14 protein-coding genes are annotated in these 16,142 nt (G+C 39.6%); 4 read left to right on the plus strand and 10 right to left on the minus strand.

Annotated elements, in window-relative coordinates; translation table 11 throughout:
* Positions 1–70: 70 nt before the first annotated feature.
* A complete protein-coding gene (locus B3H30_RS14780) occupies positions 71–1,276 on the minus strand; it encodes an aminotransferase class I/II-fold pyridoxal phosphate-dependent enzyme (RefSeq protein ID WP_070561075.1) in 1,206 nt (401 codons plus the stop codon).
* A gap of 144 nt (positions 1,277–1,420) precedes the next feature.
* On the opposite strand from B3H30_RS14780, the gene B3H30_RS14785 reads away from it, so the two are divergent.
* Positions 1,421–1,879, plus strand: coding sequence for an Lrp/AsnC family transcriptional regulator (locus B3H30_RS14785; RefSeq protein ID WP_070561076.1), 459 nt, complete (start codon positions 1,421–1,423; stop codon positions 1,877–1,879).
* A 6-nt stretch (positions 1,880–1,885) separates the two neighbouring features.
* On the opposite strand, the gene B3H30_RS14790 is transcribed toward B3H30_RS14785, so the two are convergent.
* Positions 1,886–2,908, minus strand: coding sequence for a bestrophin family protein (locus B3H30_RS14790; protein ID WP_046672841.1), 1,023 nt, complete (start codon positions 2,906–2,908; stop codon positions 1,886–1,888).
* Positions 2,909–3,174: 266 nt separating this feature from the next.
* On the opposite strand from B3H30_RS14790, the gene B3H30_RS14795 reads away from it, so the two are divergent.
* Positions 3,175–3,711, plus strand: a complete 537-nt coding sequence (locus B3H30_RS14795) for a hypothetical protein (protein WP_139144872.1) — start codon at positions 3,175–3,177, stop codon at positions 3,709–3,711.
* 37 nt (positions 3,712–3,748) lie between these two features.
* Here the strand turns inward: B3H30_RS14795 and B3H30_RS14800 are convergent, their stop codons facing one another.
* Positions 3,749–4,318 (minus strand): gluconate 2-dehydrogenase subunit 3 family protein, encoded by a 570-nt coding sequence (locus tag B3H30_RS14800; RefSeq protein ID WP_070561079.1) that lies wholly within the window; start codon positions 4,316–4,318, stop codon positions 3,749–3,751.
* 21 nt (positions 4,319–4,339) lie between these two features.
* Positions 4,340–6,028 (minus strand): GMC oxidoreductase, encoded by a 1,689-nt coding sequence (locus tag B3H30_RS14805; RefSeq protein ID WP_286776824.1) that lies wholly within the window; start codon positions 6,026–6,028, stop codon positions 4,340–4,342.
* Between the two features lie 348 nt (positions 6,029–6,376).
* Between B3H30_RS14805 and B3H30_RS14810 the strand changes: the two genes are divergently transcribed.
* Positions 6,377–7,429, plus strand: a complete 1,053-nt coding sequence (locus tag B3H30_RS14810) for a sugar phosphate isomerase/epimerase family protein (RefSeq protein WP_070561081.1) — start codon at positions 6,377–6,379, stop codon at positions 7,427–7,429.
* A 34-nt stretch (positions 7,430–7,463) separates the two neighbouring features.
* Complete coding sequence (locus B3H30_RS14815; protein WP_070561082.1) at positions 7,464–8,621, plus strand: Gfo/Idh/MocA family protein; 1,158 nt, start codon at positions 7,464–7,466, stop codon at positions 8,619–8,621.
* 65 nt (positions 8,622–8,686) lie between these two features.
* On the opposite strand, the gene B3H30_RS14820 is transcribed toward B3H30_RS14815, so the two are convergent.
* From B3H30_RS14820 to B3H30_RS14845, 6 genes are all read right to left on the minus strand, one after another.
* Positions 8,687–9,910: a retropepsin-like aspartic protease gene (locus B3H30_RS14820; RefSeq protein WP_083295753.1), complete on the minus strand. Its 1,224-nt coding sequence runs from the start codon at positions 9,908–9,910 to the stop codon at positions 8,687–8,689.
* Positions 9,911–10,016: 106 nt separating this feature from the next.
* Positions 10,017–10,556: a helix-turn-helix domain-containing protein gene (locus tag B3H30_RS14825; protein WP_070561083.1), complete on the minus strand. Its 540-nt coding sequence runs from the start codon at positions 10,554–10,556 to the stop codon at positions 10,017–10,019.
* Positions 10,557–10,623: 67 nt separating this feature from the next.
* The gene (locus tag B3H30_RS14830; protein ID WP_070561084.1) at positions 10,624–11,628 is read right to left on the minus strand and encodes a YihY/virulence factor BrkB family protein; all 1,005 of its coding nucleotides are present in this window, start codon (positions 11,626–11,628) and stop codon (positions 10,624–10,626) included.
* A 65-nt stretch (positions 11,629–11,693) separates the two neighbouring features.
* Positions 11,694–12,974, minus strand: a complete 1,281-nt coding sequence (locus B3H30_RS14835; protein WP_070561085.1) for a hypothetical protein — start codon at positions 12,972–12,974, stop codon at positions 11,694–11,696.
* A 312-nt stretch (positions 12,975–13,286) separates the two neighbouring features.
* Complete coding sequence (locus B3H30_RS14840; protein ID WP_286834558.1) at positions 13,287–13,919, minus strand: response regulator; 633 nt, start codon at positions 13,917–13,919, stop codon at positions 13,287–13,289.
* Between the two features lie 12 nt (positions 13,920–13,931).
* The gene (locus B3H30_RS14845; protein ID WP_201639164.1) at positions 13,932–16,082 is read right to left on the minus strand and encodes a sensor histidine kinase; all 2,151 of its coding nucleotides are present in this window, start codon (positions 16,080–16,082) and stop codon (positions 13,932–13,934) included.
* Positions 16,083–16,142: the final 60 nt, after the last annotated feature.

The raw sequence follows: 16,142 nt of genomic DNA on the forward strand, positions 1-16,142 counted from the left end.
ATGTCGAAACAGTTTACGGATCCTCTCTGTCGTCGTGAACTTTTTATTCAACTAATGGCGATTATCCGCATTATTGTAGAATCCCAATCTTTTGCATGCATGCTCTCATTTTTTGATAAGTGCGCTCAATGTCTTGATCTAGGCCAATGGAAAACCTGATCAATCCATCGGAAATACCCATCTTTAAGCGCTCTTCTTCAGGAATTTCTGATGACGTAGAACTACCTGAACAGGAGAATAGCGTCTTATAGAATCCTAGGCTGACGGCTAAATACCCTAAATTTTCAGCCTGCATCAGTTCCATTAATTCATTGGCTTTTTCAGTGGTTTCCACATCAACTGTCATTAAGCCTCCAAAACCATAGGTCTCATGCATCATACTTTTCATTAATTCATGATCTCGATGCGAATGTAAGCCCGGATAAGATACCTTTAGTCCATCTTTCTCAAACCGTTCGGCAAGATACATCGCATTATAGCTATGTTGTCTCATCCGTATATGAAGTGTTCTTAAATTTTTCAATATACTCGCCGAACGTAAGCTGTCCATCGTTGGTCCCAATAACATACAGGTCCCTGTGTTCACATTTTTCGTTTCATTAATAAACTCCTGACTTCCACAATAAACCCCACCTACTGTATCACTACTGCCATTGATAAATTTCGTTAGACTATGGATGACAATGTCTGCTCCCAAAAGTATCGGCGATATAGACAACGGAGAAAACGTATTGTCGACAATCAGTTTTAGCTTGTGTTTTTTACAGATGGCTGAAAGTTTTCTTAAGTCAGCCACATGCAATAAAGGGTTGCTCACGCTTTCGCAATACAGCACCTTTGTATTAGGTCTTATCGATCTTTCGATTTCGTGGGCATCATTAATATCCAAAAATGTTGTCTCAATCTGGAAAGGTGGGAGAAAATTTTTGAGAAAGGCATAAGTTCCACCGTAGATCGTCCTACTGGAAATAATATGGTCGCCGCTTTTACATAACTGTAAAAGAACTGTTGTGATCGCTCCCATACCCGAAGATGTTACATTGGCCGCAGCGGTATTCTCCATTTTTGCTAAAGCTTGCGCCAAATACAAATTCATTGGCGAGGAATGTCTTGAATAGAGATAACAGCCTTCTGCATTCCCTTCAAATGTGTCGAACATTTTTTTAGCGGAAAGAAAGGTATAGGTAGAGCTGTCTGAAATTGACGGATTCACACCTCCAAACTCTCCAAAGTATTGCAAATCTTGAATTTCATTTGCTGCATTAAAATTATCCATATTTTTATCTTTAAAATTGAGATATTTTAGATTATATCACAAGTATTTTTATCTATATTAGAATATAAATCTATTATATCAACAATAATTAGTTAAAACATCTGAACACTTTAAAAACTGATACCAAACACAAAAAAATAATCTATGCACTTTGACGAAATTGACCTTAAGTTATTGCGTTTTCTCCAAGAAGATGCGAAACAAACGACCAAAGAACTGTCCTACAAGCTGAACTTGTCCGTGACAGCAGTCTATGAGAGAGTCCGCAAGCTCGAAAATACGGGAATTATCGCAGGCTATGTCGCCATACTTGATAAAAAGAAGATAGCAAAAGATTTCCTCGTATTATGCCACGTAAAATTAACACAGCACAAAAAGGAGTATATTTTACAGTTTGAAAAAGAGGTCATGAACCTTCAAGAGGTAACCGAGTGTTTTCACGTGAGTGGCGACTACGACTATATCCTCAAGATTTGTGTCAAGGACATGGCAGACTATCGCAGCTTCATGTTAACAAAACTAACTAGCTTACAGCACATTGCAAGCACCCACAGTTCCTTTATGATCGCTGAGGTAAAAAATACATTGGTAATAGATCTGTAAGAAGTTCTAAACCAACACACCGTTTTTCGATGCAATAGCTTCCGGAAGATCCTCATCTCCCACCATCTGCAATAAATCAATTTCAATGGTCCTACAAATGGAAAGCATCGGTACATCAAACATCAGACCTCCAAAAGGATTTTCGGTATAATCGCCGACCAATTCCATCACAATATAAATCCATCCTATGACCACACAAAAAGGAATACTGGTCCAGATACCCCAGTCCCCTAATTTCGCAAATTCATTCACGAGGCCCAAAGGAAGTAGAATGATTAAAATAACATTGAAGACAAAGGCTGTACTGGCAAACTGCCTAGGTGATGGAAATTTTTTGATCCTTTCTGCCTGTCCTTGATAATCGTAAAATTGATTCAGGCAATTCTGCAGTTGCGTTTGGTTAAAATCCGAAATAATCTGATCATTTTTCAACGCATTCACTTCTTTTGCTTGTTTAGAAATCAAATAAGTCGCAAAATTTTTATATTCGCTCTGCAACTTAAACTCCTCCGCAGAAAGATATTTACGCAAAAAAATCGAAGTTCTACTATAATCTGGAAAGCCAGCCTTTATCAACCTGTTCCGTTTCACATTCATTGAACCAAAATGTTTTTTCATGCTGATATGCTCCCACTCTGTCGGGACCAACAACTGCTCACGAAAAGTATAGAGCCAGGCAATGTGACGATAGGCGATTCTTTTCCTCCGTTCCTCCAAATCGGTATGATCACCGTCTTGGGTATCAAAAGCATATAACATAGCCGTGAACGAACGACTTGAATTGACAATTCCACCCCAGATTTTTCGGGCTTCCCAAAGCCTGTCATAGGCTTGATTATTTTTAAAACCAACGTAAAAAGATTCGGCCGTTCCGATTAATGCCAATGGCACCCACGGAATTATCATCCACTGCCAATTGAAAAAATAATAAATGACCGCCACCAAAGAACACCAAAGCGTCAGCCATATTAAATGTGCGCCCGCTAAATTAAATATTTGTCGATAGTTGAAATACTTGGTTGTGATCATAAAAAGTAAATATCTTCCTTTATTAAAAACGCTATGAAAGTACAATTTAAATTGTAACTGTCCAATACTTCAAATTGTTTTCGGCATAACGATATTTGATCAACTAATTTCAGCGCGATAGATAGGTCCAACAACTACAACAACATTACCATCATTCCATTACTGATTAATAAAACAAGTATAAAGAACTATTGTATTTTTTTATGTATTTGATTAATTTTAATCTTACGGATAAAAACAATTGCCAAAGATATAACAAAGATACGATGAAGATAAAAGCACTAACATTAAATATAGGTCTTTTCCTTTTTGCGGCAACGACTTTCGCGCAGAATAAAGCCGACTTAAAATCATTGTTAAATAAAAACAGTGAATTTGTATTTCCACAGACAGTGGATAAAATTGCTGCTACATTGAATGTGAAAACAGAATTCTATGAAGATGCCAACGAAGAAAAGTATGCAAAATGGATCACAAAATCCGGTTTAGAACTTTATAGCAATTATGGGGCTGATAAATCCGTCAATGAACTATTTTTTGATATACCAGAAGACAAGTTTTTGATTGTCGAAGGATTACCTTTTGATCTGGCGATCAATAAAACAACAGTCAAAGAGGCTCTTTCAAAATTCAGCCAACACCATGTCAAAAAGCAAAAACTTGATGCGGGAAGCTCGTTTCCGGGCGGTACCAGACTGACGATGAAAACAGGGACACATTTTACCACTCTACTTTTCGATAGCAAAAATTTGTTAAAGTTCATAGGCTTGACAACCTCTTTAATTGACCCCGCTGCCAATTAAGGACAAGGGGTCAATATTAAATTTATACGATTTTTAGCTAGGTTGCCCAGGCATGGTCACCCTTTTGATAAGGGAAATCGCCATCATATTTCCCTGGGATTTTCACATAACGGAATACTTCCGTGGCTCCCAATTTTGAGCTAAAAAATGTAAGGAGAGTAAGCTGTTTAAACAGTGTGAAAAAATGAGGTAGATCGTTAGCGGATTTCTTTTCGTCATAATCCTGCGCTTCCTTGTCCAAAATATCGACAAAGGCCGTTTGGTCTTTCTTTTCGAGTTGCTGAAAATTGCGTCCAAATTCTTTCTTGGCACGTTCGTCAATTCCGGCTGTTCCAGCCAGAAAGACCTGCTGTTCTTCAGGTTTATAGCAGTCTCGCACCAGAACGGGAATCTCAGAACCTACACCAGCTTCCTTCGCCCCCGGTGTAGTGGTTTTAGGAAGAATGGCCTCAGCGAGATCACCCAAAAAATCGATTGATTTTGAATCAAAGAGCATTTCTATATCTTTCGAAGCAGACCTTTGGCATCCTTCCAAAAATAATGAAGCACCAATAACTGTTCCGCCCATGAGCATGGCTACACGTTGTATTGCTTCTCGTCTATTCATAACTATTACATCATAAAATAATTAAAGATTCCCTTTTTTTAATTCATTTACAGCAAAATCTACTGCCCTAGCTGTAAATGCCATATAGGTAAGCGATGGATTCACACAGGAAGAAGAAGTCATAAAGGCCCCATCTGTCAAAAAAACATTTTTAGCATCCCATACTTGGTTAAATTTGTTTAATACCGAGGTTTTCGGATCATTTCCCATTCGTGCTGTTCCCATTTCATGAATTCCCTGTCCCATACTAAACCCGTTATCGTAGGTTGTTACGTCTTTGACACCGATAGATTCTAACATTTCCTTCATTTCATTGCTTGCATCAACCCTTATTTTCCGCTCGTTATCCTTAATCTCTGCGTCTATTGCCAATACGGGAAGTCCCCATTTATCTTTTACCGATGAATCCAATAGGACTTTATTTTCGTGATATGGGAGTATTTCACCAAACGCGCTGAAACCCACTCCCCAGCTGCCCGGCTCGGCGATAGCATCTTTCCAAGCGCCGCCCACGCTCTTATTATCGACCTTACCCGACCATTGTCCCCTCGAAGCCCCACCCTGATAGCCAAAACCACGGACGTAATCTCTCCTCTTGGTATCGCCGGCAATATTGGCAAATCGGGGCACATATAATCCATTGGCCCGTCGTCCAAAAATATATTTATCCTCAAATCCCTCTACTCTTCCCCCAGCCCCACTATTTAACATGTGATCCATTAGGTTATGTCCCAGTTCACCACTACTGCTTCCAAGCCCACCCTCCCATACATTGGTAGCGGAATTCATTAATACCCAGGTGGAATTTAACGTTGAAGCACATACAAAGACGATTTTAGCAAAATACTCATAGGTTTGATTCGTCTCCGCATCAACAATTTCTACTCCTTTAGCTTTCTGGGTATCACGATCGTAAATAATACTCTTTACAATTGAAAATGGCCGTAAGGTAAGGTTCCCTGTCTTCACTGCTGCAGGCAATGTTGCAGATTGTGTGCTAAAGTAAGCGCCGAAATTGCAACCCAACCAACATTTATTTTGGTATTGGCAATTAACACGGCCATGGTGGGGCACTGTTATGTTGGCTACCCGGCCAATTATAAAATGTCGTTTTCCCTGATAATGCGATTTTAAGCGTGCGGCAAGGTCTTTTTCCACGATATTCATGTCCATGGGTGGCATAAATTCACCATCAGGCAACACCGCTATACCGTCTCTATTACCCGAAATGCCGGCAAATTTTTCAACGTGACTATACCAAGGTGCTATTTCTTTATAACGTACGGGCCAGTCAATGCCATGTCCGTCTCTGCTATTTGCTTCAAAATCAACATCCGACCAACGATAACTCTGCCGTCCCCGCATAAGCGAACGCCCGCCAACGTGATAACCCCGGAACCAATTAAAGGGTTTTATCTCCTTATACGGACTCTCTGTCTCATTAGTCCAAAAGTCGATGTTCCCTTCATTCATCCATTGATTTTTAATTCCAAAAGGTAGGTAGTGCTGGGCGCGATCCAATGGCACCCGGCTTCGATGCGGAAAATCCCATGGATCTTTATTGGGTGATGGGTAATCTTTGATATGCTCAATATTGCGTCCTCTTTCTAACATTATGGTTTTAAGTCCACGCTCTGTTAGCTCCTTGGCTGCCCAGCCACCTGTGATCCCAGACCCGATGACAATTGCATCATAAACATTATTTGCCATTTATTTATAATTGGTTTATTGGGTTATTACTCGAGGGGAAATTTCCCGCTCAAATCAAGTCTTCTCCACAATCAAGCGCCACACTGGTGCCTGATAGCTTTACTTGTTTAGACGAGACATTCTTATATCATTTGGAAAGCGTAAGAATGGATCGTCTAGACAAGTTTAAGGTTTTTTTTGATTTTATTGCAACCGGTTGCAAATTTTTGTAATATTGTATTAAACAAGCAGGTAGCTTGGATAACCAAATTATAATAGTATAAACGACAGACGCAGCCATTTCTTTAAACGTATTGGAATATGGATCTGTTTTGTACATAACGTAGTCTTTTTCTAAACGCAATACATATGACAACAATTAAAGGCCCTGCCATCTTCCTCGCGCAGTTTATCGGTGATGAAGCGCCATTTAACTCCTTGGACTCTATCTGCCAGTGGGCTGCAGCACTTGGCTATAAGGGTATACAACTGCCCACCTTGGATGCCCGTTTTATCGATCTAGAAAAAGCAGCGCTCGATAAAAGCTATGCAATTGATCTAAAAGCGAAAGTACAGTCTTTCGGATTGGAAATTACCGAACTCTCAACCCATCTCCAAGGGCAATTAGTGGCTGTAAATCCAAGTTTCGATGATCTATTTGATGCATTTGCACCACAGCATTTACATGGTAATCCTCAAGCACGACAACAGTGGGCGATCCAGCAATTAAAATATGCCGTACGAGCTTCCCACAATCTCGGGCTTAAAGCGCTGGCGACCTTTAGTGGAGCCTTTCTATGGCCATTTATATACCCTTGGCCACAAAGACCCGCGAAGTTGATCGAAACAGGTTTTGCTGAGCTTGCAAAATTATGGTTACCCATTCTTGATGAATGTGACCTGTATGATGTCGACCTATGCTATGAATTACACCCTGGAGAAGATCTCCATGACGGTGCTACTTTTGACTTATTTCTCGAAAATGTAAATTATCACAAGCGGGCAAACATTCTCTATGATCCCTCCCATTTTGTCCTTCAATGTCTTGACTATCTTCAATTCATCGACATTTACCATAAACGAATTAAAATGTTCCATGTTAAAGATGCTGAATTCAATCCTTCTGGTCGTCAGGGCGTCTATGGTGGCTTCCAGAGCTGGCAGTCAAGAGCAGGTCGTTTTAGATCAATTGGTGATGGACAAGTGGATTTCAAATCCATATTTACCAAACTCACACAATATGATTATCAAGGCTGGGCAGTACTGGAATGGGAATGTGCATTCAAAAATGCTGAAGATGGTGCACGGGAAGGCGCGCTACATATTAAAGACTATATTATCCGTGTTACTGATAAGGCGTTCGATAATTTTGCTGCCGTCGAAACCAATGATAGCCTTAACCGCAAACTATTGGGTTTGTAAATACGAAAGATATCCTCATTAAAAAATCAACTTTATGCGCAATACAAAACTAAAAATGGGCATGATCGGCGGTGGAAAAAATGCATTTATAGGGGCTGTACATCGCATGGCTACTGGAATTGACGGTCTGATTGAATTATGTTGCGGAGCACTGAGTGCTGATCCACTTGTCGCAAAAGAATCCGCTGCGCTTTTAGGGCTTCCAGAGGAAAGGAGCTATGGAAGTTATCGGGAAATGATTGTCGAGGAAAGTAAACGTCCGGCGGATGATCGCATGAACTTTGTGAGTATCGTCACGCCCAATTTTGCTCATTTCGAACCAGCAATGATGGCGCTGGAACATGGCTTCCATGTCGTGCTTGAAAAGCCGATGACTCTGACAACAGAACAGGCCGAATTGCTCCAACAAAAAGTAGCGGAAACTGGACTAATACTCTGTGTCACATACACCTACTCTGCCTATCCGATGGTGAAACAAGCCCGTCATCTTGTCAAAGAGGGCCAATTAGGTTCGATTAGAAAAATTATGGTCGAGTATCCGCAGGGATGGCTAAGTAAGATGATCGAAAATAGTCCTTCTCTGGCCTTCTGGCGGACAGATCCGGAAAAGAGCGGAAAAAGTGGTTGTATGGGCGATATTGGGACACATGCTGCCCACCTAGCGGAATATATCTCCGGTTTAAAAATCACTAAAATGTGTGCCGATCTTCAAACATTTGTGACCGGAAGAAAACTTGAAGATGACGGCAACATATTACTTGGATTTGAGAATGGAGCCACCGGCGTACTATCGGCATCCCAAGTTGCTGCAGGAGAAGAAAATGCGTTAAAAATTAGAGTATATGGTGAACTTGGGGGATTGGAATGGAACCAGCAGGATGCAAATACACTCATCTTTAAACAGCTCGATGCGCCAATCCAGCTATTTCGTGCAGGTCAGCAGTACCTTTCACCAATCGCCAAACATAACATTCGTCTACCGGCCGGTCACCCCGAAGGATATATCGAAGCATTTGCCAATATTTATAGAAATTTTGCAGCCACACTATTGGCATCAATGCAAGGTATAGAGCCGCGAGAAGAAGATACTGATTTTCCAACTGTAGCTGATGGTCTGCGTGGCATGAAGTTTCTAGAAACTGTAATTGCCTCGGGAAAATCCGAACAGAAATGGACCGATTTTATTCGTTAGATACATACTTACCATAAGTAGCCAATGTCATTTGCTCCCTGAACAAACGGCATTGGCTGCTCACTTTAATTTTTCTGCATTGACTGAGACATCTGTTTCAAATAGCCCTCATAGTTTGAATAAGGTTCCTTGATCCTGCTGTTTGGTTTCAGATAAAGAAATCCTTCCTGATTATCCAAAATGACATTAAAATGGTTCAGAATCTGATTTCCGAACAGGCTTGGTCTGCCATTGGGCTTGGCCGGATCAGCGGCATTCGTCACAATATCTTTAAACTCCACACCAGCTATTGAAGCATCCAAACGGATAATCTTACGGTTACTGATCATGGTAAGCGGCGTTAGATCGGTCCAATTATGATCTATACCGGTAAAATCTTCCCCTAACAGCATCGTACCATCACGACCTGTATCAAAAAGGAACCAAAAATCGTAGTCTTGTTGGTTATGTCTAAAAGCAGCTTTAAACTTGGGTCGGTTTTGCTCATAGTATACTGGAAGCTTTGTATACTTCTTTGCTTTAGTGGGGAGATCGCGATGAATTACCAATTCCATTTTATCATAATCGATTTCAATAATGTGATTTCGAAAGAAACTGTTGCCAATAATAAGATCTTCAAAAGGCTTCATATTACCGACCTCAGTCACTGACACGTTTTTCCAAACAATCGGCCCAATATGCAATTCATTGCCCAGACTTGTCCGCTCGTTATTAAGCCCGTCGGTATTCGCAACTGTCGTAAACGATGAAAATGATAAATCCAGCTGCTTTGCGTTATTTCTATTAACAACGCCAGTTCCAGCTCCTAAATCAAACTGTATCGTAACGTCTTTTTTGTTAATTGTACCGTTCAGGAAAATCCGTGAGCCAATAAGACGAAACGGTATCCGCATCGGAAATAAATTACTATTATCCATTGTGGGTAGATCCGGCGGTAATTGAGCGCTTATACGAACGTGACAAGAATCCGTTCCATTCAATAGTACTATGAAATCATACATCGACCCGGGTTTAGTCATCACAGTCAATTCCTCCTGATCTGTTTTAAAAACAACTGTACTTTCTTTTGTTGGAATATTTACGAAATAGACGTCGGGATCTGCCTTGGGATCTAATTTCCAGTCAACATGGCAATAGGCGCCATCTGTAATACCGGCTTTCTCAGATGAAGCTTTGATCAAAGGAATCTTAGCTTGCGGAAAGACGTTCGTCATCGTAAAAAAAGAAAGAATAATAGCAAAGGTAGCCAAGGCAATATGGCGTTTCTTCTTTTGATTGTCTGTTTTCATAATTTTGCATTTTTTTGAAGATCAAAGAAAAAAAATACCAGACGAAGAATACCCTTTTACAGCCCGACAATGTCCCGACAGCTAGCCGACAATTGTATAAAAGCACCTATAATATACTTATATCGGGCAAAATACGTGCATGCCCAGCTTTATTTAATCCAATCGCATTTCGCAGTATAATGATTATATTCATAAGTATCCAACATAACGGAATAAGCAATTTCACATTGCTTTTAATACCTACCCAATCGTTCAGTATAAAAATAATAAGCATCAGTAAAACAGCAATTAAAGTCGATACGATTTGAATTGAGATTAACTGGCGAACTTTATATGAATGCTGTTTTTTGAAGAGCATAATTGCGACAGGTACCAAAATATTTAATGGTGGCAATATAGAAAAGGGTAAGGAAGACAGGTTGATAATCTTGATCCATCTCAAGTTTTCTGACTCAAGAGGTATATCATACGCAGAAAACTCCGATTCCTCCACATTCAATGCCTGTGCAAGTGCGCGAAGGGTGTAACCCTTTGGCGACTGCCCCGCTTCAATCCGCTGAATTGTTCTTACTGAAATATTTGATTTTTGCGCTAGTTCCTCTTGTGTTAAATTGAGTTTCTCACGTAATGATTGTAATTTGTTCATAAACAATAGATCGATCTTACCATCAAATTTACAGAATTTGGTGGTAAGAATTCAGTAAATCTAATGTTTATGCTTTCTTGGGGATCGTAGTATCCTCTTCGGTAATCGTCTGCTCCTCTTGTGTTAACGGGGCCGGAGGTATTTCGGTTACATTACGCTCAATTTCCTGCGTTTCAACATGCACGGCATATTGCGAGGGTTCAATAGGGATGCCCATGACAGTGGCGTACTCCCTTGTATAGATTGCACCAAAATATAAAATAGCTGCTGTGTAGTAGACCCAAAGTAAGATCAACACAAATGAACCTGCCGCACCATAGGTATCTTGGGTTGCAGAATGCTCCAGATAGACTCCAATTAAATAACGTCCCAATACAAATAAAATTGACGTAAATAAGGCACCCGCCCGTACGGTCCGCCAGTGAATATTTACATCCGGAAGTGCTTTAAATATGACACTAAATAACAAGAATATAATTCCAAAAGACAATGCAAAGTTAATCCCATCCATTAACATTACGGTCACGTCCGGGAAATAATGCTGTAGCTGATCTGTCAACGCCAATATTACACCATTTACGATGAGTGTAACGACTAATAAAAAGCCCAATCCAATCACCAAAGACGAAGATAACAATCTATCCTGAATCAATTTTAACCAGCCTTTTTTCGGCTTTGCCCTTACGTGCCAAATTTTGTTAATCGAATTCTGTATATCCCCAAAAACCGTCGTTGCTCCTAAAACCAATGTAATGCTACTGATAAGCAACGCCAGGTTTGATTTTCCCGAAAGCTGCAAATTCTGAATAACTTCTTGAATCTGTTTTGCAGCATTGCTTCCCACCAAACCGCGGAGTTCCAGGAATACTTTCCCTTCAATCGCATCCTCACCATAAAAAATTCCAGCTAAGGCAATCATTAAAACCAATATAGGACCAATAGAGAAAACAGTATAATAAGATAATGAAGCACTATATTTCATCGAATCCTCATTCAAAAATCCAGCCACCGTACTCTTTAAAATTCGCCAATAGGTTTTCACCTTACTTCTACTTTTAGTTCGTTTATCCATGTTCTTGTACTTTGTACTCCAAAACAAACCATTGAGAAGCTAAGAATGTTTGTCGTTAACGCGTTTTAATGCGAGTAGTCTCCTATTGTTCCCTGGAGAACCAAGCGATTGTGGTCTGCAACTTTAAGGCTCAGCGTAATGTCTGACGCGATCGTTTTCAATAATAGAATCGGTGATATTTTAGCCTCATTTGGCCAATCCGCCAAATGAACTGCCACATGGGATAGTTCAACCGTCTTATTGTAAGCTACGTTAAGTTTATCAATATCCTTTGATGTGGACAGCAAACTAAATCCCTTATCTTGTTTTTGAAACCAGTGATAAAATAATTTATTGGGGAGGAATCTACTCATGTCGCTATCTCCACGCATGGCTATTCTTACATCCGGAACTTTCGTTTCGTACGGTGTTTTCTCTTCGATCGTTTCAAAATTTTCATCAACCGCATAATTTATAATGGTATCTGTTTGAATGACCTTATTTTTCAAAATTTCAATATCGACGTAATTTCCATCCAAATGTGTTATAATAGAATCGGCGGCTAAAGGGAGTTCACTAAGTAGTTGTTTTAGCTGATTTTTAAATTGACTATTGGGTATATTGATCCAAGCTTTACCAATGTATTTTGCGGAAGCGAGTTCTCTCACAAGATATTCCTTTGGAAAATTCCAATCTGTTGAGAAAAATTCGCCGGATACTTCGACATGGTCTCCTTTCAAATCAAGTTCGATAAAATTATCTGTTGAAATATTGCTATAACGCAGTGATTTTCCGGTCAACGTGCTTGGACGGTTGATAAATTGTTCTATGGTAACCCGGTCCTCTTTTGATTGAATTAGCTGAAGCATTTCTTCCTTCTTTGTATCAAGATCAAAGCCTAGACCTAGCAGCAGATCATCCCCTTTCCAGATAAAGGCGATTTTACTCGGTTGATGATAGGCATAGCTCACATCAGGGGCGAGATCACTTTCCACCGCACCAACCTGTAATACATCCTTTAGAAAGGTCAAAAATTGTTGTTTATTTTTTAGCTGAAAAAAAGCATAAAAGTTTTTTGGATGCGGTTCCAAAGCAAAAAGAAATACATTCGCTTTTATATCAATACCATTATCTTTGAGTTTACTTAGTTTTTTGCCAAAATCCTGTCCCTCTTTCGGCGCTGACTGCCATTTATTAAAAAACTGATTCAGCAGGATATCATCCAATGATATGGTCAACAAAGCCTTACTTTTTTTATGGACCAATGATTTATAGGATTCTTGCTGTCGTAGTATATATCCGCCCCAGGCGACAATCGCCAACAGTACGAGGACAGCTATCGTCCAAAGCATTATTTTTTTAATCATAACAATTGAATCAGTAATTTTTGGTAGTTTATCTCGTAAAGAACTATCTGACAGACCCCTCAACTAAGAAATTAGATTCCGCAGTATTGAGCTCCTTAAGAAAATCCTAGATTTGAAATTTTGTTCTGAAACCTATTCGATTTAAAATAGATCAATGAATCAAAGGCTGAAACAATACCTTCTCTGAAAAGAGCGTAAAAACTAGGTTTCAGCAATGCACTTGATACCTTCTATTTTAAAATCAATAATAGCAAAAGTATCAAATGCCTGGGGATCTTTTCATCCCTGAAATCAGGGAATTGGGGAGTCTAATTAGGCTTCCCGAATTAATCCGTATTCTATAGCCGATTTTACTGCCGCAGTAACACTTTTGGTTTGAAATTTTTCCATTAGATTTTTGCGATGGCTCTCTACCGTATGTGAACTGATAAACAATGAATCGGCAATTTGATTTGTTGTCATTCCTTGCGCCACGAAAGTAAGCACCTCTTTCTCGCGACGTGTCAATTTTGGCACCTGCTTAAGCCCCATTTCCACCTTCTTGTTCAGGATCGCCTGCGTTTTCTCACAGAGATACCTTTTGCCGACAAGAACAGCGGAAATGGCAGCAATTATTTCATCACCATTTGCATTTTTGTGTAGATAGGCATTGGCACCCTCATTTAAAATGCTGTTAATCACTGCAAATTCATTATGTACACTAAACGCAATAATTTTCAAATCCTTATTGCTTTCCTTTAGACCTTTAACCAAATCAATACCGTTAGCATCCGGCAGATTGATATCGAGCAGCAATACCAATGGCATATCAGCAGGAATACGATGGAACAGTTCAGTGGCGCTGGAATACATGCCCACAACTTCAAAATCTTCATGCGCATTTATAATGTTTTTCAATCCCTCAAGTAGCAAAGGGTGATCGTCTGTAATCGCTATTTTTATCATTTTTCCAAAAAGTTAAATCATAGGTAATTCCAATTCTATGGTTGTACCCGCTCCATTCTCCGACATAACCTTCATTTCCCCGTGTAGAAACGAAAGTCTTGACCGCACATTATGCATTCCCGCAGAGTGCTGCAAATCGACACTTTCCATATCAAAACCCTTGCCATCATCTTCAATAGTAATATGTAAACGTTTATTATGTGAAGAAAGCTGTATTAAAATGTTGGCCGCATTAGCATGTTTCAACGCGTTATTCACCAATTCTTGAATAATTCTGTACAAAGAAATTTCCTGTTCCGTGCTTAAGGTTGATTCAAATTGTAAAAATTCACATTCTACTTGACATGTCGATTGACTCATTCGGTTTGCATAGTCTCTTAAAGTTTCTTTCAAACCATATTTTACAATTAAATCTGGCATAAGATTATGTGCAAGCCGGCGAAGTTCATCTACAGCCCCGTCCAGCAAATCAATACTTCGATCGATTCCTTCTTTCATGGATTCCTGCTCCAATACATTTTTATTTATGGCTGATAATCCCAATTTGGTACTTGACAGCAAACCTCCTAATCCATCATGCAGGTCGCGAGCAAGACGGGTACGCTCTTTCTCTTCCCCGGCCAGCATTGCAGTCAGGTTTTTAATAGCATGTTGTTGATTATTCTTTTCCATCTCCAGTTCATGCAAATGAACCTTCTGCTTCAAGGCCTTTGAACGTTGCCAATACGCATAAAACAGCAAAACAATCACAACCAAACAACTGACGAACAACCAAATATAAATTGAATTCATTCGTGATTTAAAGGCAATTTGCTTTTTTGACACGTCAAGTTCTTGCAAGCGCTGTTCATTTTCCAGTTGGCTTAATTGCAAATCCTGTTCCTTTTTATCCCGTTCAAGTTGGAGTACCTTGAGCTGTTGTGTTCGATTGAGTTCATTTAATTTCAAATTCTCCACCAGTTGACGTTGTCTATCGTTCAAGACTTTCATCAGCTTGATCTGCTGTTCCTTTTTCTCGCCTTCCAATCGAAGCCGCATTAACTTTTGGTTTTGCAATTCACGCTCATACTTTAGCTCAAGTTGCTTCGTCTTATCCAGTTTATCCGAATTAAATGCTTTTTCAAATACATCTATGTAACTTTTTTGATAATTGAAAGCTTCCTCATATTTACCCTCTTCAACACTTACTTCAGCCAGTCTGCTAAACAGGCTTAACCCGACTTGGTAATCATAATGGGGCTCTCTTTGAAGATTGTGCAGTGCCTGCTGCAGATATTTTTTTCCTTCCTCTCGATGTCCGACTTTGAAAGATTCATCAGCGAGGATACCGTAAGCAGGTATTGTAATGGCATATTGTCCCGTTTCAGCAGCAATATCTAAGGCCTGTTTCGCATATGATATTGCTTTTTTACCACCATTTTCTGGATAAAACTCATGGTACAGATTCGCTAAATTAACAGAAACGTAAGCTAAATCTGTTGGATTAACAAGATGTTTCTCGTTCTTTTCTACCAAATTGTAAGCCTCAAGATAGTGTTGTTCAGCTTTCCTTAATAGATTTTGGTCTGCATTATTGGATCTATACTCCTCTTCAAATAGGTAACCAGCCTGCATGTAAGCGTCAAATAGGCTATTGACATTCTTTCCTTCCTTCGCCGTTTCCAGCAGAAGCGTGGTGTACTTTTCTTGAAAATCATAATTGCGTTGGTTTGCATAGATCGCTGTAAGCTCCTTATAAACTGCCAATTTTCGGGCGATATTTGCCTCAGTCGGTGGCGCCTTCTCTAAAAATGAAATTGCTTTATGGAATTGGGAAACAGCCTCATCCTCTTTATTCTGTCGTGTCATAACCCATCCATCACAATAATGCACATACCCCTTTATTCCATTATCGTTAACTATGGGGAGTACAGATTTAGCATGTTCTAAATAATAGCGTGATTTTTCAAATGCATGATCATTAAAACTGTTCATGGCAGCAATACAATTCAAATAGGCATAATATTGCTTGTCAGGATAATTTCTGGCCAACTGAATATTATCATTAAGCAATTGACTGGCCAGCGCTTTTTCATTACTAAAATATAGGGCTTGTGCATATTTACCCGTTAACACAAACCGTTCTTTACTTCCTAAAGGAAGACTGTAATACGACTTCTGCAAATCTTGCAGCTGTTCTTGCGCAACAATAGCATCGCAAAAGCACAATAAAACAAAGAATAT

The sequence above is a fragment of the Sphingobacterium sp. UBA7038 genome, assembly GCF_002494055.1.
Lineage (GTDB): Bacteria > Bacteroidota > Bacteroidia > Sphingobacteriales > Sphingobacteriaceae > Sphingobacterium > Sphingobacterium multivorum.